General features: G+C 39.2%; 24 protein-coding genes, 1 other RNA gene and 1 riboswitch. Of the genes, 6 read left to right on the top strand and 19 right to left on the bottom strand.

Going from position 1 to position 16,741, the window contains the following annotated elements; genetic code table 11:
* Positions 1-39: 39 nt before the first annotated feature.
* The 9 genes from KHA99_RS19065 to KHA99_RS19025 form a co-directional block, all read right to left on the bottom strand.
* Complete coding sequence (locus KHA99_RS19065) at positions 40-312, bottom strand: hypothetical protein (RefSeq protein ID WP_213119084.1); 273 nt, start codon at positions 310-312, stop codon at positions 40-42.
* Entirely contained in the window at positions 312-1,025 is a 714-nt protein-coding gene (locus KHA99_RS19060) for a pirin family protein (protein ID WP_213119083.1), read from the bottom strand. The genes KHA99_RS19065 and KHA99_RS19060 overlap by 1 nt, the downstream gene beginning before the upstream one ends.
* A 267-nt stretch (positions 1,026-1,292) precedes the next feature.
* Positions 1,293-2,270: a ring-cleaving dioxygenase gene (locus tag KHA99_RS19055; protein ID WP_213119082.1), complete on the bottom strand. Its 978-nt coding sequence runs from the start codon at positions 2,268-2,270 to the stop codon at positions 1,293-1,295.
* A 19-nt stretch (positions 2,271-2,289) separates the two neighbouring features.
* Positions 2,290-2,967, bottom strand: coding sequence for a ribose-5-phosphate isomerase RpiA (rpiA, locus tag KHA99_RS19050; protein ID WP_213119081.1), 678 nt, complete (start codon positions 2,965-2,967; stop codon positions 2,290-2,292).
* A 45-nt stretch (positions 2,968-3,012) separates the two neighbouring features.
* Positions 3,013-3,624, bottom strand: a complete 612-nt coding sequence (locus KHA99_RS19045; RefSeq protein ID WP_213119080.1) for an alpha/beta hydrolase — start codon at positions 3,622-3,624, stop codon at positions 3,013-3,015.
* A 26-nt stretch (positions 3,625-3,650) separates the two neighbouring features.
* Positions 3,651-4,259: a flavin reductase family protein gene (locus KHA99_RS19040; RefSeq protein WP_213119079.1), complete on the bottom strand. Its 609-nt coding sequence runs from the start codon at positions 4,257-4,259 to the stop codon at positions 3,651-3,653.
* 22 nt (positions 4,260-4,281) lie between these two features.
* Complete coding sequence (locus KHA99_RS19035) at positions 4,282-5,220, bottom strand: ring-cleaving dioxygenase (protein ID WP_213119078.1); 939 nt, start codon at positions 5,218-5,220, stop codon at positions 4,282-4,284.
* A gap of 122 nt (positions 5,221-5,342) precedes the next feature.
* Entirely contained in the window at positions 5,343-5,741 is a 399-nt protein-coding gene (locus KHA99_RS19030) for a DoxX family protein (RefSeq protein WP_213119077.1), read from the bottom strand.
* Between the two features lie 61 nt (positions 5,742-5,802).
* Complete coding sequence (locus KHA99_RS19025; protein ID WP_213119076.1) at positions 5,803-6,225, bottom strand: MarR family winged helix-turn-helix transcriptional regulator; 423 nt, start codon at positions 6,223-6,225, stop codon at positions 5,803-5,805.
* A gap of 205 nt (positions 6,226-6,430) precedes the next feature.
* Here KHA99_RS19025 and KHA99_RS19020 point away from each other — a divergent pair, with 205 nt between their 5' ends.
* Positions 6,431-6,706, top strand: coding sequence for a hypothetical protein (locus tag KHA99_RS19020; RefSeq protein ID WP_213119075.1), 276 nt, complete (start codon positions 6,431-6,433; stop codon positions 6,704-6,706).
* 51 nt (positions 6,707-6,757) lie between these two features.
* On the opposite strand, the gene KHA99_RS19015 is transcribed toward KHA99_RS19020, so the two are convergent.
* A complete protein-coding gene (locus KHA99_RS19015) occupies positions 6,758-7,057 on the bottom strand; it encodes a TIGR04104 family putative zinc finger protein (protein ID WP_213119074.1) in 300 nt (99 codons plus the stop codon).
* Between the two features lie 210 nt (positions 7,058-7,267).
* Between KHA99_RS19015 and KHA99_RS19010 the strand changes: the two genes are divergently transcribed.
* Entirely contained in the window at positions 7,268-7,636 is a 369-nt protein-coding gene (locus KHA99_RS19010; RefSeq protein ID WP_213119073.1) for a recombinase zinc beta ribbon domain-containing protein, read from the top strand.
* Between the two features lie 102 nt (positions 7,637-7,738).
* Positions 7,739-8,149 (top strand): GNAT family N-acetyltransferase, encoded by a 411-nt coding sequence (locus KHA99_RS19005; RefSeq protein ID WP_213119072.1) that lies wholly within the window; start codon positions 7,739-7,741, stop codon positions 8,147-8,149.
* 109 nt (positions 8,150-8,258) lie between these two features.
* Here KHA99_RS19005 and KHA99_RS19000 read toward each other — a convergent pair whose 3' ends face one another.
* The 3 genes from KHA99_RS19000 to KHA99_RS18990 form a co-directional block, all read right to left on the bottom strand.
* Complete coding sequence (locus KHA99_RS19000) at positions 8,259-9,029, bottom strand: hypothetical protein (protein ID WP_213119071.1); 771 nt, start codon at positions 9,027-9,029, stop codon at positions 8,259-8,261.
* Entirely contained in the window at positions 9,016-10,065 is a 1,050-nt protein-coding gene (locus KHA99_RS18995; protein WP_213119070.1) for a hypothetical protein, read from the bottom strand. Before KHA99_RS18995 ends, KHA99_RS19000 begins: the two co-directional genes overlap by 14 nt.
* Positions 10,066-10,233: 168 nt before the next feature.
* Positions 10,234-10,413, bottom strand: coding sequence for a hypothetical protein (locus KHA99_RS18990; RefSeq protein ID WP_213119069.1), 180 nt, complete (start codon positions 10,411-10,413; stop codon positions 10,234-10,236).
* A 219-nt stretch (positions 10,414-10,632) separates the two neighbouring features.
* On the opposite strand from KHA99_RS18990, the gene rnpB reads away from it, so the two are divergent.
* An RNA gene (rnpB, locus tag KHA99_RS18985) (RNase P RNA component class B) lies at positions 10,633-11,017 on the top strand.
* A gap of 71 nt (positions 11,018-11,088) precedes the next feature.
* Here the strand turns inward: rnpB and KHA99_RS18980 are convergent.
* Complete coding sequence (locus tag KHA99_RS18980; protein WP_213119068.1) at positions 11,089-11,268, bottom strand: hypothetical protein; 180 nt, start codon at positions 11,266-11,268, stop codon at positions 11,089-11,091.
* A gap of 118 nt (positions 11,269-11,386) precedes the next feature.
* Positions 11,387-11,578, bottom strand: coding sequence for a type II toxin-antitoxin system Phd/YefM family antitoxin (locus KHA99_RS18975; RefSeq protein WP_213119067.1), 192 nt, complete (start codon positions 11,576-11,578; stop codon positions 11,387-11,389).
* Positions 11,579-11,804: 226 nt separating this feature from the next.
* Between KHA99_RS18975 and KHA99_RS18970 the strand changes: the two genes are divergently transcribed.
* Positions 11,805-12,329, top strand: coding sequence for an HD domain-containing protein (locus KHA99_RS18970; RefSeq protein ID WP_213119066.1), 525 nt, complete (start codon positions 11,805-11,807; stop codon positions 12,327-12,329).
* An 80-nt stretch (positions 12,330-12,409) separates the two neighbouring features.
* On the opposite strand, the gene KHA99_RS18965 is transcribed toward KHA99_RS18970, so the two are convergent.
* The 4 genes from KHA99_RS18965 to KHA99_RS18950 are packed head-to-tail and all read right to left on the bottom strand — an operon-like array spanning position 12,410 to position 15,006.
* On the bottom strand, positions 12,410-13,429 hold the full coding sequence (locus KHA99_RS18965; protein WP_213119065.1) for a thiazole biosynthesis adenylyltransferase ThiF: 1,020 nt from the start codon (positions 13,427-13,429) through the stop codon (positions 12,410-12,412).
* Complete coding sequence (locus KHA99_RS18960) at positions 13,426-14,193, bottom strand: thiazole synthase (RefSeq protein WP_213119064.1); 768 nt, start codon at positions 14,191-14,193, stop codon at positions 13,426-13,428. The genes KHA99_RS18965 and KHA99_RS18960 overlap by 4 nt, the downstream gene beginning before the upstream one ends.
* 1 nt (position 14,194) lies before the next feature.
* On the bottom strand, positions 14,195-14,398 hold the full coding sequence (thiS, locus tag KHA99_RS18955; RefSeq protein WP_213119063.1) for a sulfur carrier protein ThiS: 204 nt from the start codon (positions 14,396-14,398) through the stop codon (positions 14,195-14,197).
* An 11-nt stretch (positions 14,399-14,409) separates the two neighbouring features.
* Complete coding sequence (locus KHA99_RS18950) at positions 14,410-15,006, bottom strand: thiamine phosphate synthase (RefSeq protein ID WP_261363817.1); 597 nt, start codon at positions 15,004-15,006, stop codon at positions 14,410-14,412.
* A gap of 150 nt (positions 15,007-15,156) precedes the next feature.
* Positions 15,157-15,266, bottom strand: a riboswitch (TPP riboswitch).
* Positions 15,267-15,481: 215 nt separating this feature from the next.
* On the opposite strand from KHA99_RS18950, the gene KHA99_RS18945 reads away from it, so the two are divergent.
* Positions 15,482-16,588, top strand: coding sequence for a histidine kinase N-terminal domain-containing protein (locus KHA99_RS18945; RefSeq protein WP_213119062.1), 1,107 nt, complete (start codon positions 15,482-15,484; stop codon positions 16,586-16,588).
* Positions 16,589-16,741: the final 153 nt, after the last annotated feature.

Genomic DNA, 16,741 nt, shown 5'->3' with positions numbered 1-16,741 from the left:
ATATAATTCTGATTAGTTGGCAGTCCTCAACATTCATCACTAAACTGGATAAACCGTTTTATGATCAGCTAGTATCATTAATTGATTTTCCTTAGGCAGGAACTTTATTTGGGCATCTGAGGAGTAAAACCAAGTCTTTTCCTTTTCTTTTGTTACGAATAAATTTAACTCATCTTGGAATTCCAACACCTTCGAAGCGGTTTCCTCATCGATAGGGAGCGATATCAGCCAATGATCCTCTTTTTCATCAATCGTGTAGGTTTCTGATTGACATAGCAATCGGCTGCCTATGGAATGGCGAATCATTAACATTAGAATTCACCTCCGGGTAAGTCAATTAATAAAAAGAAACTATCTTGACTTGCTTGAATCGTAATTTCCGGAAGATCTGTGATTCGGGCAGCATCCCTGGACTTTAAAATGTTATCATTATTAATTGATATTTCTCCCTCAATCGTAAAGACGTATATTCTCCTGCCTTCTTCCTGCCGAAAGGTCAGTGTCTCCTTCCCATCCAATCTGGATAAATAAAGGGTTAAATCCTGATGAATTTTAGCAACCCGCTCCGAACCGGTATGAGAGATAACTGGTAAGAGCTGATTATGCATTTGCTCTAAGTCATATGAAATATCCTCATAGGAAGGCGTTAACTTCTTTTCATCTGGGGAAAACCATAGCTGCAGGAATTGGACTTCTTCCTGTTTTGACGCGTTAAATTCAGAATGAAGCACTCCGGTTCCAGCACTGATCCGCTGAATACTTCCAGTGCCGATGATTCCAGCGTTCCCTAAGTTGTCCTCATGCTTAAGCTGTCCCTTTAATACAATTGAGACAATTTCCGCTTCACGATGCGGATGAATGCCAAAACCCCGTCCCGGCTGGACTGTATCGTCGTTAAAGACACGAAGCGGGCCAAAGCGGATATTGGATGGGTCATAATATTCTCCAAAAGAAAAACTTAAATTACTCTCCAGCCAGTCATTTTTTACTGTATAGCGTTTACTTGCAGGATAAAGCTGAATCAATTTCTGTCACTCCTCTGATGATAGTAAAATCATGAAAAAAAAGTTGGAAAATATAGCAGACTTTCATCCGCTATATGCTCCAACCCCCTTCATTAGCTATATAAGCTTGGCATATTTAGGAATACAAGTGATGACGTAAATGATAGTCTAATTTTTAACATTTGAAATCATCCTTAATTCGAGATAATTGTAATCGAAATAATTTTTATTGTCAAAAAAAGCTGTTGGACTTTTTTAAAAATTATTTATAAGTAATATCGGCGAATTCTATTCTTTTTCAAACACTTTGGTACTTCTTACTGTATCAATCGGCCGGACCAGTTTTTCAATTTGCTCGCGTTTCGATTCAAAAAATGGCGGTAATGATAGTTTTTCACCAAGTGTTTCATATGGTTCATCCCCCATAAATCCTGGTCCATCTGTTGCAATTTCAAACAGAATTTGCGGGGCAACATTCGTATATAAGGAACCAAAATAATAGCGTTCCACATAACCGGAATTCGGCAAGCGGAAGGATTGCATGCGTTTCGTCCATTCATCAATTTCAGCACGGTCTTCAACTCGGAACGCAGCATGGTGTACAGTTCCAAACCCTTGGCGTGCCCGGGGAAGAATGGCATTATACTCAACAATCACCTGTGCGCCATTCCCGCCTTCTCCTGTTTCAAACAAATGGTAAGAACCATCTTTATCAATTTCTTTAAAAAGTAATACCTCTTCCATAATTGCTTTAAAGTAATCGAAGTTGGAAACACGGACAAAGACCGGTCCTAATCCTGTAATGGCATGTTCTAATGGGATTGGTCCATTTTGCCAAGGTATACCTGCGGCAACACCTTGATTGTTCTCATCGGAAATCAATTGGTATTGCTGATCATCAAAATCAACAAAGGACAGTGTTTTCTTACCAAATTGCTCTTTGATTCCTGTATGTTCAATATTTAACCGGTTAAACCGGTTTAGCCAATAATCTAATGCAGTATCATTCGGTACACGAAAGGATGTTTTTGAAATCTCGTCTGTCCCATGAACCCCTTTTGGAATTCCTGGGAAGTCAAAGAATGTCATGTCCGTCCCTGGACCGCCTACATCATCTGCAAAAAATAAATGATATGTTTGAATATCGTCTTGGTTCACAGTTTTCTTTACTAAGCGCACCCCTAATACATATGTGAAGAATTCATAAATTTTTTCTGCGCTGCTTGTAATGGCTGTAACGTGATGTACACCCTTTAATTTGTTCATGTTTATTTCCTCCCAATTATTACTGTTTTTCTCTTTCTAGCAAAACCGGCTTATGACCTGGATCTATTGTAATCACCATATCTGCCATGCCAACAAACAAGCCATTATCAACCACACCGGGAATGTTGTTCAGGATACTTTCCAACTCTTGAGGCTTTATGATACTGGGAAATGAACAGTCAATGATAAAGTTGCCATTATCCGTTTGAAATGGCATTCCATTCGTTTGACGCAATTTAGTTTTCCCTTGTAATTCCCTTATATAATTCTCAGTCTGCACCGCCCCAAAAGGAACGACTTCGACAGGAAGCGGAAAGGCTCCCAATGTTTTCACCATTTTCGATGGGTCAGCCACTACAATAAATTTTTCCGCAGCCTTGGCTACGATTTTTTCCCGAACTAGGGCTCCGCCACCACCCTTAATGAGGTTCAGGTTAGAATCGAATTCATCGGCCCCATCTATTGCAATATCTATTTTCTTAACCTCGTCCATACTGGCTAATGGAATTTGTAATTTTTTTGCTAATTCTGCTGTTTGAACCGAGGTTGGGATTCCTTGAATGGAAAGCCCCGCTTCCACTAGCGCTCCAAGTTTCATAAGTGTAAAATAAACGGTTGAACCAGTTCCAAGCCCAACTACCATCCCATCTTTAACGAAATCAGCTGCTAGTTCTCCCACTATATTCTTTTCATTCAAGGTTTCCGCCTCCCTCTTCCTGGCCATTTTCGAATGCAGTAATTATTATTTAATTATTTCCTTCCGATACCAATTTGCGGCAGCATTTACCTCTTCTACCGTTAATTGATGTCCTCGATTCTCCCAGTGAAGCTCTACTTCTGCATTGGCGTTCTGTAATAACGATTGAAGTTCTGTAGATTCCATTGGTGAACAGATTGGATCATTCGTCCCAGCAGCTATAAACACGGACGTTCCGGTCAAATCAGGAAGCTCAATTCCTTTTCGCGGTACCATTGGATGATGAAGAATGGCAGCTTTTAAGGCATTTTGGTAATGAAATAATAAACTTGCCGCGATATTTGCTCCATTTGAGTAACCAATCGCAACGATATTGTTTCGGTCGAAACTATACTTTTCAGCAGCTTCATCCAGAAACTCATTTAGCTCTTTTGTTCGAAAAATAAGATCTTCTTCGTCAAAGACTCCTTCCGCTAGCCTTCTAAAGAATCGCGGCATACCATTTTCTAATACATTCCCTCGAACGCTTAAAACATTGGCTTCATCGTCAATCATGCCCGCAAGTGGCAGCAGGTCTAATTCATTGCCACCCGTTCCATGAAGCAATAAAAAGGTGGGTTTTGTTTGGTCTTGCCCTTTATTGAATACATGTTTCATCCTTGTTTTCCCTCCAGAATGTGGAACTATTTAGGTCTTTCAATTTCAAAAATGTCACCAATTTTGGCATAACTATTTCCCGCCAATCGGCTGACAGCAGTTAGTCCCCTTGGGTCTATTCTTCCATTTTCATAAATGCTGCTTTCAATATGATATTGAACAATTTTTCCGATAATCAAATCACACCCAGGAGAATCTTTTCCTCCCAATTCTATTGAATGCTCTAATAAACATTCCATCCTGACTTTCGCTTCCTTTACTCCCGGGACTGAAATTCTCACGCTTTCCACTGGAGTTAAATCCGTTAAGTCTATTTCACTTTGGTCAGGGGGAAGAGTCGCCGCTGTTTTGTTAACTTCTGCAACATTTTGTTCGTCAACGATATGGACCACAAATTCATTGGACTCCAGGATATTTCGCGCTGTGTCCTTTTGCCTCCCTGCTGAACGTTGAATGGATAAAGAAATCATTGGGGGGTTAGCTGACACAATATTAAAGTAGCTAAATGGTGCACCGTTCAACACCCCATCCTTCGAAATCGATGTGACAAACGCAATAGGCCTTGGGATAATGCTTCCTATCAAGAATTTATAATTTTCTCTTTCGCTAATTGTTGCAGGGTCAATCGAACGCATAGAAATCAGTCCCCTCGAGAAATTAGTCTAATGGCCTTACTTCAATTGGAATCAGCACTCGTTCTAGTTGTGCTCTATGTGGTTCATACTGGGAAGGCAGCATCAACTTTTCTCCCATTGTCGCTTGTGATTCATCATGCGCAAATCCTGGAGGATCCGTTGCAATTTCAAACAGAATTTTTCCATGCTCTCTAAAGTAAATTGCATTAAAGTAGTTTCTATCCTGTACTGGTGTTACCCCGTACCCATGGCGCTTTACATATTGCTTCCAATCTAATTGATCCTCATCATCCTTTGCCCGCCATGCAATGTGGTGTACGGTACCGACACCCATTTGCCCGAGTCCAATTGGAGTTAATTTCAGGTCAATAATATTACCGATTTCAGCTGTTGAACGATAACGGGCTAAATCGCCTTCTTTACCGACAAATTCGAGCCCCATTACCGTTTCTAACAATTCCGCTGTTTTATCAGGCTGTTCCGATAAAAGGGTTGCTCCGCCAAATCCTTTTATCGCCACTTCAGGTGTTACTCCCCCAAAGCTCCATGTATTAGCTTCCCCTTCTTCTCTTTCGACAATTTCCAAATGAAGTCCATGTGGATCATCGAATTCTAAATATTGCTCTCCAAAGCGTTCTATTTTTGTGAAAGGAATCTCGAACTTTTCTAATCGCAGTTCCCAAAATCCCATCGCTCCTTTAGGAACCACATATGATGTTACCCCAACTTGACCGTCTCCAATGATTCCTTGACGAGCACCTGGCCAAGGAAAGAAGGTTATGATAGTCCCTGGTTTTCCACCTTCATTTCCAAAATAAAGATGATAGGTCCCTGGATCATCAAAATTGACCGTTTTCTTTACCAAGCGCATCCCTAAAACGCCGGCATAGAAATCTACATTTTCCTGTGGATGTCCGACAATGGCTGTGATATGGTGTATACCCATTGTTTTCTTACTCATTTTTAAACACTCCCTTTTTCGTGAGATAATTAAATGAATTCGATACCTTAGTTTATTCCTAGTCCATTAATTAAAATCTTTTCATTTTAATTATAAATTAAGATTCTTAAATTCGAGATATTTTAGAATAAAAATGCATCTAATGCATATTGACCAGGGCCGATTAAAGCTACACCAATTGCAACAGCAAGCAAAGTCAGGTTAAATTCATATCCATTTGCTGTTGCCCATAATCCATTAGGAGCATGAACCTTGATAATCGCCATTGCCATCGTTCCTGCAATCAAAATTCCTGCAAGCGGGGTTAATAATCCTAAAGCAAACAATAATCCGCCGAAAAGCTCTGCCAAACCTGCTAGAATTGCCATGGTCACTCCTGGTTTTATGCCAATAGATTCAAACCAACCACCTGTGCCTTTCGGGCCGTAACCACCGAACCAACCAAACAATTTTTGCGCACCATGCCCTACAAATAGTAAACCAATTACCAAACGAATAATTAACAAACCAATATTTAACATTTTAAAAGCCTCCTAATTGTTTTTATCTCGGATTCGAGATATTTTAAAAAAAAATTAAAATCTACACTTTATCTCTTACTTTTTTTAAAAGCCGGACCAATGTTTCTTCCTCATCAGAATTTAATGAATCAAACATGGAATTCACGAATTCATGATATTTTGGCATGATTTCATCCATCAAAGCATTACCAGCATCCGTTAAGGTCACATGAATCACCCGGCGGTCATCCGGACAGGCATTTCTGCATAACAGACCTCTTTTTTCAAGCTTATCTATTACATAGGTCATCGAACCACTCGAGATTAATATGCAATTTCCGATTTGTTGAATGGTTTGTTTCCCTTTTTGATAAAGTACCTCCAGAACAGAAAACTCCGTAATACCAAGATTGTTTTTTGCGATTTCATCTTTAATGCGTTCATGAATAGCTTTTGATGTTTGCATTAATACTAGAAAGGGCAAATTCGAGCATTTCCTGTTCATTTCCTTCACCTCCTCCGAAATCTTGAATTAAATTATCTTGAATCTGAGATAATCATATTACTTAAATTTCTTTTTGTCAATAACCTTTTTTCGATTTTTGTTAATCAACTGGTTAACTTTCCAACTTACAGAATGATGCACGAGAACCGTCCCCGTGCATCATTCTGTAGATTCAGGACAGATTATCACTTAGAGGTGACATTATATGGACTTCCCCACAATTTATACAAATTTTTGGGATGCTGTCATAGCTGTTCCAGTTGTCATGATTTTAACACAGCTCTTGAAAGTATTTTTTAAAATTTCAAAAAAATATGTCCCTGTGGTCGCATTGGCACTTGGGTTGATATTTGCCATATTTATTAGCCACCATCACAGCTTAAAGGCAGGAATTTTTATGGGATGGTTTTATGGATATGCGGCAATCGGGAATTATGCTGCATTAAAAAATACAATATTAGTTTTTAGAAAAAACGCTTAGAAGCGGGCACGGCGGGAGGGTAACTTGTACTTTTTTAAATGAAACGATCACTCACCAAAGTGGCTCATCTTTTTCACTTAATATTAAAAATAATGGCATTGTAAACAGTACCAATAATATTATAGGAAGTTCTAATATTAGCATGGATGTTAAAGATAAATTAAACATTACCGTAAACGGAATAGTTATTATCGGGAATAAAGCCAATAAAGATGTGGCGTTTTTTGAAGACTTGCTTTGATATTGGATTTCTTCACAAAGATTGCATTTCATACTTTTGCGGAATGTTAATATTTTTTTTAATGAATCCAACCAAGACCATTTTTCTCTACAGTTTTGGCAAGTAGGCATTAGGTGGCTCCCCCCCCCTTTTTATCCTTTTAATACCTTATACGTTATTTTTTAATCCTAAGTTTCATTTTATTGGAAATTAACAACTTTCGGTAAAACTGCTTTACAGATTTTTAGGACAAATTCAACTACTAAATTACTCTACTATTAATGAATAATGATAGATTCTTGGTCATATAATAGTCTTAAAAAGGGAAAGAAGTGGTTCGTATGTCATTTTTTGCAGGAAAAATCTACTGTAATTTTTGTATGAAACCATTTAGAAGAAAGCCCGGCAATGGTCCAGGAAAGTGGGTATGTCAGGGAAATACGCATCATCATACTTGCAATCCAAATACCGTGGAAGAGAATTGGTTAAAATCCGTGATAGGAATGAGATTGTATTGGGACGAGAAGGATTATTTAGATAGATTGCTAGAGGAACAATTAAATCATATTGTTTTCGAAAGCAAGCATAGACTAGTAATTAAGTTCAACAATCCTATGATTGACGAAATCAGGCTTTTTGATGGAAATAATTACTATGGTTCAAACTTTAGGGTTTATGATTTGGGTTGGCAGTATGAAGATGTTTCATAATATAGATAACTGGCACCATTAAAACCTTTCTATCTGGTACTTTCTGGGGAGCCATCCATCCATTACAATTATTTTCATCTTAACAAATTGGAGGATGGAAAAATGAATGATTCTTTACAATTAACGTACAAAATCAATGTTCCAATCAGTGCAGAGGAGCTTTCTACAGTTTTTAAAGCATCCGGCATTAAGCGGCCTGTTGACGATTTACCTCGGCTGCAGCGGATGCTTGATCATGCTGATATTACAATTACGGCTTGGGTTGGTGAAAAACTGGCTGGAGTAGCCAGAGCTATTACCGATTACAACTATTGCTGCTATTTATCGGATTTAGCTGTAGACAAGACCTATCAAAAAATGGGGATAGGCAAGGAAATGGTCAGATTGTTGCAAGATCAAATTGGAGATGAAGTGACGCTCATCTTACTGGCCTCTCCGATTGCCATGGAATATTATCCGCGCATTGGGTTTGAGAGAATAGATAATGGATATATGATTGCACGGAATCGTTGAGCATATGTTTTTTCCATAACGCCCGGGACACCGTTTCTTCCTGTCTCCCGGGCGTTATGAGCCTTGCATAGCAGCGCCCCAACCCTCTAATAAAAGGAAAATCCATCTTTTACTTAAAAAATAGTACCACCAACACTAATAGAATGGATACACCCTGCCCTACAGCCAGCCCAATCAGCCATTTTTTAAATAGCTCTTCCTTCTTCGCAGTCGCATCCGCATTCAGTTTCCATTTCTCTTCCCATTGCTCCTGAAAATCTCTTTGGTCCTGCTGCTGTTTTAGGTTCCATTGCTCAACCTCGGCTAGCAGGCTGACTTCAACATTTTGCAGGTATTTAGAAATATCCGATACTCTTTCACTCATTGCCTCATATTTTATATTCGTGATGGAGGCCTGGTCGGTAATTCCCTGTGTAAATAGAACACTAATCTGCTCCTGCGATGACCGAATGGCCTCTAGGACCTTTTCGGTTTGCATTTCCATGAACTTATAATCATTGCGCTGCCGTTCTTTTAAATCCTCTAGCAGCTGTTCCGTCTTCGATAAATATTCTTGATATTGCTGATGCCACATGGCAATCTTTTTTTCCAATAGGGTTAACGTTTCATTAAAATGGTGCATCCTGCTGTCAAACAATTCCGACTGAGGAGCGATGATTTCTTCTTTTAGCTTGTCACTGATATCTAGAGGAAACTGACTCAGTGACTGCCGCATATTTTCAACAGACTCAAATACTTCCCCATTCAATTCGGCTATCGTTTGTTCCCGGTCTTTTAACAATGTCTTTAATTCATCATAAAAAAGAAGGTTATTGATTTTTTTTAACGATTGAATCGCTTCATTATATTTTTCATCCACGGTTCTGTTAGAAGTGCTCATTTCCAATAATCCTTTCTGCATGCTTTAAAATCATCAGGCTGTATTGATGATACAACCAGCGTTCCACGTCCGGCGTCTGCTCCCCAAACAATTTTGCCTGCCATTTTGAAACGGCTTCTACAAATTCTTCTTTTAAAAATTCATCCAGCTTTTGGAGCCGTTCTAATTCTTGGTTTTGTTCCCAGAGCGCCCTTGTAAATTGTTCTTCTAACGTTGCCAAGCTCAATTCCTTTTGCCGTTTTTGCTCTTGTAGTTCGGCTGCTTTTTCTGAGGCCATTTGATGCTGCTCCTTTTTGGCCGCAGACTGCAGCAAAAGATCTCTTTTTCCCATTTGCTTAACATGATTCAATTGGTTTATATAATACTCGTAAACTAACATGTTGTTTTCATTTAATGTATCTGCAACAATCCGATAATCCTCTTCAAAGTTTTTCAGGACTAAATACTGGTCAAGTCCCCGGCCATGCTTCAAGGAAAGGCTGGACGCCTGCGGATTGGATTGGAATACATAGCTTATGTCAGGAGCGGCATCGCGAAAAATTCGCGCTAATTTTCTTTCATTATCATCCAGCTGCTTTCGATAGAACTCCGCCATCTCCGCTTCTACCTCATTAAAGCCTTCTATCAGTCTGGTCGTTTTCCTATCCTTGAACACGACTTGATCTTTTTTCGGATCAAATTCAAATTTCATATTTAAAAAACAGTTGAATTTTTCCAATTGAATAGATTCTAACTCCAATAGCAGCCCTTCATAATGGGTTATTTCCTCTTGTAAATACTGGACAGCCTTGGTCAGATTCTGATAACCCAGCTCTTCTTCTTCAATGCGATCCTTTATAAGCTTTATTTCTTTTTCCAGCCTGTCCAGATCAAGATTGTTCTGTCTATGAATGCTTTTCATCTGCATTATTTGATATTCCGGTGTGAGTACTGTCTTGTCATCAAAGCACGTAAACTCTTCATTAAAGCGATCCATAGCTTTATGTAACCATTGATCCTTTTCTTCCTCGAGTCTAGCAAGCAAATCGATGCTCATGCTACATAACCTCTATTTGTTATTTTTAATAATAAAAACTCTCTATTACCATATTTAAGATGATATATACCATCTTACTATAATTTCTAGATTTTTCTAACCTTCCTGTCCAATTTTTTATAAAAATAAAATGCCAGGCATACTGAGGATGCCTGGCATAGTAAGGTTTTAACCCTTGAAATAAAATAAAGCAATTAAAAAAATGATTAAGCCTATTAAGAAAATGGGGCCAACACCGGAACTGTATACGACATAAATTTTAACGTGGATAATCACATTGATTATAAGAACAATCAATAAGATTAATAGCAAGAACATGACGATCAGCACATTATTATTCTTGTTCAAAATATCAGCCCTTTTCAGAAGCTTATGAGGGGAACGAATGCTTGTCCTCTTACATAAATATTTTCACTTTGGTGATTTTATGCTAAGAGTCCATTAAAGAATGACCCACTATTCACTTAGAAAAAACTGAATTGGTAACAATGGAATAAAACTACCATGGATTTTACTTAGTATTCCTGTTATATTAGTTATTGTCGCTTCTAAGCGAAGGACACATGGAATGGTGAGTAGTCGCGGTTCCTTTATAGGAGCTGAGGAAAGTCCAGGCTCGCACAGTGCTGAGATGCCTGTAGTGTTCGTGCCATCTGCAAGGGTGGGCAGCCAATCTTGATATTGGCTGACGGCGGTGAAATCATGCTAAGTCTCTAAGGATATGCTGAGAATAGCCTGAAAGTGCCACAGTGACGATGCTTTTCTGGAAACGGAAAAGGTGGAACGGGTAAACCCCACGAGCGAGCAACCCAAATTTTGGTCGGGGCACCATCCCGCGGGAAATGAACCTAAAGGATGGATCAACCAATCGTTGATAGATAGATGACTACTGCTTCCTGTACGAGGCTTGACGCTGTTTGCAGTACGGAAGTACAAAACCTGGCTTACAGCCATTTCATGTGCAAATTTTAATAAGTTCTCTTAACAGGTAAAACTTGTGTTTTACCTGTTTTTATTTTTGGTTTATAAAACAGTCACTGACCCGCGGCTCCTTATTTCAAGTGGATCTTGTGCATCAACCGGTTGATTGACTTCGACCATTGGTGCCTTTGAATCTGCATCCGTTATGTCTTTGACGGGACTCATTTCTGCGGGTGTCCCCATATCATTCATCGCTTCAGGAAATTTGTTTTCTTTTTCCACTACTATCACCTCCACACTCTTATTATTCCGTTTTACCGTCCAAAAAATGAACCTGGAATAAAATTGATTGAGGGATATTTTAGAAAATGAAATCAAAAAATAAAAGGAGGAGTAAAAATTACTCCCCTTCTGCTACAACGATATTATACCCTTGTTGTTTCGGACCATTTTCGTATTCTTCGGCCGAAATTATGTAATATGTTTCGCCATCGTTATTCGTAATCACGACTTCACTAGGACTTTTATCTACCTTGGCATCCATAAGTTGATCGTATGGAGGACCTAGTAGTTCGGTTAAGTTGTTACTCAAGTAAGACACCTCCTATTGGAGTGATTCTAACAGAATTTTATGAAAAATAAAAGGAAAAATCACCAACTATGTTGAACCCTTTGCTTTAAAAAACCCTCCTTCTCTAAAATCCCCTTATATTCCATAACCTTTCATAATATATTTCTGTCAAATCAAGAACTTTTTCTAACAAAACAACATTAATTGTTTTATAATACAAAATAACAATTTTAAGTAGGTGATTAAAATGAGAGAGGTAACATTAATTCAAATTTTCAATCATCATATTGCAAAAAAATATTTAAGCCGGTCTGGAATTGTACATGCTATTGCTTGTGCCTATCATGCCTTTAAGTTGGCAAAAGAACGCGGCGTTTCTGTTGACCTGGCGACGAAAGCGGCATTGCTGCACGATATGGGGCATTACACTTGGTATCGCAATGGAAAATGGGATTATGATTTATATAAACAGAATGATATACATGCGATTAAGGGAGCGGAAAGAGCCCATAAATTGTTGATCCGGTTGGGAGAAAATCCGATTATAGCCAAAGAAATCGCACTGGCAGTTTTATTCCATACGGATTCTTATATGCCGGAAGGTTTTATCAACCGGACCCCGTTACAAGAAATCGTCAAATTAGCCGATGAGATGGATGAGGAAGAAGGCGGAATGCATCATTATCGAAAAATGGATCGAGATAGAGCCATAAAAATGATTGAGCGGTTAGACGAAATGGTTGAGGAGGAATTGAAAAGCAGTGAGTTATAAAATAGAGAAAGGCGATGCTTTCCGAAAACATCGCCCTTCTTGATAAAGTTTTTCTTTAAATAGGTTCGCTTCACTACCATTTACCCCAAATATTTATGGTACAACGCTTTAGCTTCCGAAATATCCTTAGTTCCGTGAACTAATGCCCTTCCATCTTTAAAAATCACTAGTCGATGAGCATTCTCAGAATAGGATAGAAGGTACGGGTTTCTCTGTACAGCTCCAGTTTGTTTCGCCAATATTTTTTCTAACGCTTCCAGGTCGCGCACCATTGGAACGGAGGGACGTATTTGAACCGAATCCCTTCCACAAAGTACTGCCGTTTTTGTTTGATTTTCAAAGGATAAATAAGGGTACGAGCGCTGAGGTCCGCAAGAAGGACAATCCTTCTTCTTCAATTTGTCTACTTGAATGGCACTATATTGGTTTTTCCATAAATCAAAGGAAACAAGTTTGTTTCTTAATGAATCCATATCCCCAACCAAGATTTTCAATGCTTCACTTATTTGAAAGGAGACAACCATGTTTACGGCTGGACTAATTATTCCTGCCGTGTCACAGGTTAACCCTCCCAGAGGAACTGTTTCAAGCAAACAAGAAAGGCAAGGCGTTTTTCCAGGAATGATCGTGTAGGAAATGCCGTAGCTTCCTACACAAGCACCGTAAATCCAGGGAACTCCGACTTTTTGCGAGACATCATTTATTATCATTCTTGTTTCAAAATTATCCGTTGCATCCATCACCAGATCTGCTTCTTTTGCCCAGTCTTCAAGCTCTAGGGCTGAAGCATCTGCAATGATGGCCTCAATGTTCACAGAAGAGTTTATCGCTATTAACCGATTTTTGGCCGCGATCGCTTTTGGAATTCTATTTTTCGCATGTTCCTCTGTAAATAACTGCTGCCGCTGTATATTGGACCACTCGACATAATCACGATCCACAATGGTGAGTTTGCCAATCCCAGCACGGACAAGTGCTTCAGCACTTGCAGATCCAAGTGCTCCAACTCCAATGATGAGTACATGTTTATTGGAAATTTGCTGCTGACCATCTTTTCCTATTGGAGAAAACAACTCTTGCCTAGAGTATCGATTATTCACCTGATACTCATTCCTTCCTTAGGGCTGCTGGCTGTCGCATATCTCTTTTTCTCGATTCTGCCCGCTTCATAACCCAGCCTTCCCGCTTCAATCGCCAATTTCATCGCTTTTGCCATTTTAACCGGATCCTTTGCAGCTGAAACCGCAGTATTTAACAGCACCGCATCAGCTCCTAATTCCATTGCATAAGCAGAATCAGCAGGCGATCCGATACCAGCATCGACAATGACAGGAACTACGGCTTGTTCAATAATAAACTGGAGGTTTACCGGATTGATAATCCCTTGACCAGAACCAATTGGCGACGCCCCTGGCATGACAGCATGACAGCCTGCTTCTTGAAGTTTCCGGGCTAGCACCACATCGTCCGATGTATAAGGGAGTACAATAAAGCCTTCCTTCACCAATTCTTCGGTGGCCTTTAGCGTTTCAATCGGGTCAGGAAGTAACGTTTTATCACAGCCGATCACTTCCACTTTAATCATGTCGCATAAGCCTGAAGCTTTCGCTAACTTAGCGATTCGGACAGCCTCTGCAGCTGTTTTCGCTCCTGCTGTATTCGGCAGCAGCGTATATTTATTGGTTTCTAGCTGCTCCAAAAAATTCGGCTGGCTGGCTTCAAAAATATTCATCCGTCTAACTGCAAATGTAAGGATTTCTGCTTCGGACACTTCGACCGCTTGCTTTTGGATGTCGAAGCTTGGATACTTCCCCGTTCCCAGCAACAAACGAGAGTGAAAGGATAATGGACCAATTTTTAACATATCAACCGCCTCCAACAAAATGAACTATTTCAATTCGGTCTTTATCTGCTAATCTAGTACTTTGGTGTTCTAACTTGGATAATATTCCACCATTTACTTCTACTACCACAACCTTATCGTGGATTTTATAATGCTTGAGAACATCTGAGACAAATATGATATTGTCTGGTATTTGGGTCCACTCGCCATTTAAGGTTACCTTCATGTTCTTACCTCCTATACCGAAAAATTTTTCAATACTTTGATATAATCTTTAACGGCTAAAATGGGGTCACGCGCTTCTAATACACCAGACATGACAGCAATCCCGTTTGCCCCCGCCTTGATTACCTGCCCAGTATTCTCTGGTGTTATTCCGCCAATGGCAATCACCGGAATATCCAGTTGAGTGAGCCTTGTCAATTCCCCAAGCCCATTTGGGGGCTTGCCCGGTTTTGATTGGGAGGGAAAAACATGCCCGTATAGGAGGTAGTCAGCACCCTTCTCCTTTGCATTTTGTCCTTCCTCGTAGGAGTGAATCGAGGTCCCGACCCTAAGTTGAGGAAAATGTTCTTTTACACAGTCTGAATCTAAACTATGATAGGCTAATTGAACTCCAAGGGCCATTGCCACGATTGCAACATCTACCCGATCGTTAATCACGATTTTTGCTGGAGGGACGTTTACATTTGTTAAAAGTTCGACTGCTTGAAAAAGTTCCTTTGCTGATTTTTGTTTTTCCCGCAAGTGTAGCGCAGTTACAAATGGATGAATATCCTTTGCTATTTCAGCCAACTGGTCGACCGACATTTTGCCATTGGATATAAGATGCAACTCTTTTTCTTTTAGACTAGTAAAAATACAAGTCCCCCCCCTTTGAGTGGATTTCGCTGGTCTAAGGAAACGCAAAACAGGCAAACCAAAAAGCCACTTCCTTTTGTAAGAAAGTGGCCGAAATTTAGAAATAAAAATTTTGCTCTCCAAAAATCCCGTTGTCCACTTCCCTACGCTGGCATTAACCAGATCAGGTTCATAGAGTCCCGAAGTCACACTTCAATCTCAGCCTTTTCAAAAAGGCACCTCTAGCGGATTTGATTCATATTCATTTGAACATATTACCTTATATGGATTTATGTTAACACATTAATCAGAAAAGTCAAACATTTCAAGTTGAAATATTTACTCGTACGTTCATCAAATTGCTTCGAATTTTTTCTCATGTACACCCTATTTTGAGACACGAGAACCGTCCCCATGCATCAAACTTTTATGCTATAATCACTTTAATATAGTGGAAAGCAGGCTGTATATGGATAAAAAAGTAGGCCAATTTCTAATTGAGAATGAACAAAAGTTTATACATTTTTGGGAAGAGCAAATTATTGTCCATCATTACCGGGATAATCCAGAGCTAATATTACAGAACGGTCATTTAATGTACCATCTCATAACAAATTCTATGTTAAATGGATTCTCGGAAGAAGATGTTAAGTTATTGGCGCACAAAGTAGCCCGGGAACGGGTCAAGGCCAATATCAATATTGGGGAGTTTGTTTATAATGTTAATCTGGGTAGGAGTATTATTATTAAATACTTAAACCTTTCCGGACTCATGCCCGAAGATCTTCAGGCAATTATTAACTTGGTCAATAAACAGTTCGATTTATTCTGTTATTTTGCTGTTTCTAAGTACACCGAAATCAAAGATAAGAAACTTCAAGAACAAAATTTATTTATTTCCCAAACACATAAGGACCGACTGGCGATTCTTGGCCAAATGTCTTCGAGCTTTGTCCATGAATTTCGCAACCCGCTTACTTCCGTTATGGGCTTTATAAAACTATTAAAACACGAGCATCCCACTCTACCGTATTTAGATGTCGTCAGCCAAGAATTAGATCAACTTAAGTTCAGAATTACTCAGTTCCTTCATACATCAAAACTGAACATGCTGGCAGAAAGCCAGAATGAAGACATTACCATCCATTTATTAATAGAAGAAGTGCTTGAATTCCTATATCCAAGCATCGTCGATGGTAATGTCCAAATTCATACTAATATTGATGCTGATATTTGTATTACTGGCGATAGGAATGAGTTAAAACAAGTTTTTCTAAACCTGCTAATAAATGCAGTTGACGCTGTGTGTGAAGAAGAAAATCTGCGAAAAATTGATATCCAAACAAATATAGATGATCACCAAATCAAAATTCGTATTTCTAATAATGGCCCCACTATCGATCCTGAGGCAGTACAATTAATTTTCGAACCATTCTTCACTACTAAGAAACTAGGCACCGGTATCGGCTTATTCGTTTGTAAGAATATTGTTGAGAAACATCACGGTGAAATAGAATGTATATCAGATAATCACTTAACTACCTTTCAACTTACATTTCCTATTAAACAGAATTAGAATTCAAAGCACCGCAAAGCGGTGCACAGATTGTCGAGAAAGTATATTTTTCTCGGCAATTTTTTATTTTATCAGAATCCGAAATTCATTTTTATGAAAAATTGTCCCTGCTAATGGGCCTGTTGATTTCCGCTCCAGGTGCTTCGCTTTCCG

This window comes from Neobacillus rhizophilus (assembly GCF_018343535.1).
Lineage (GTDB): Bacteria > Bacillota > Bacilli > Bacillales > Cytobacillaceae > Neobacillus > Neobacillus rhizophilus.
The sequence above is the reverse complement of the archived record's forward strand: the minus strand, read 5'-3'. Positions and strand labels throughout refer to the sequence as shown.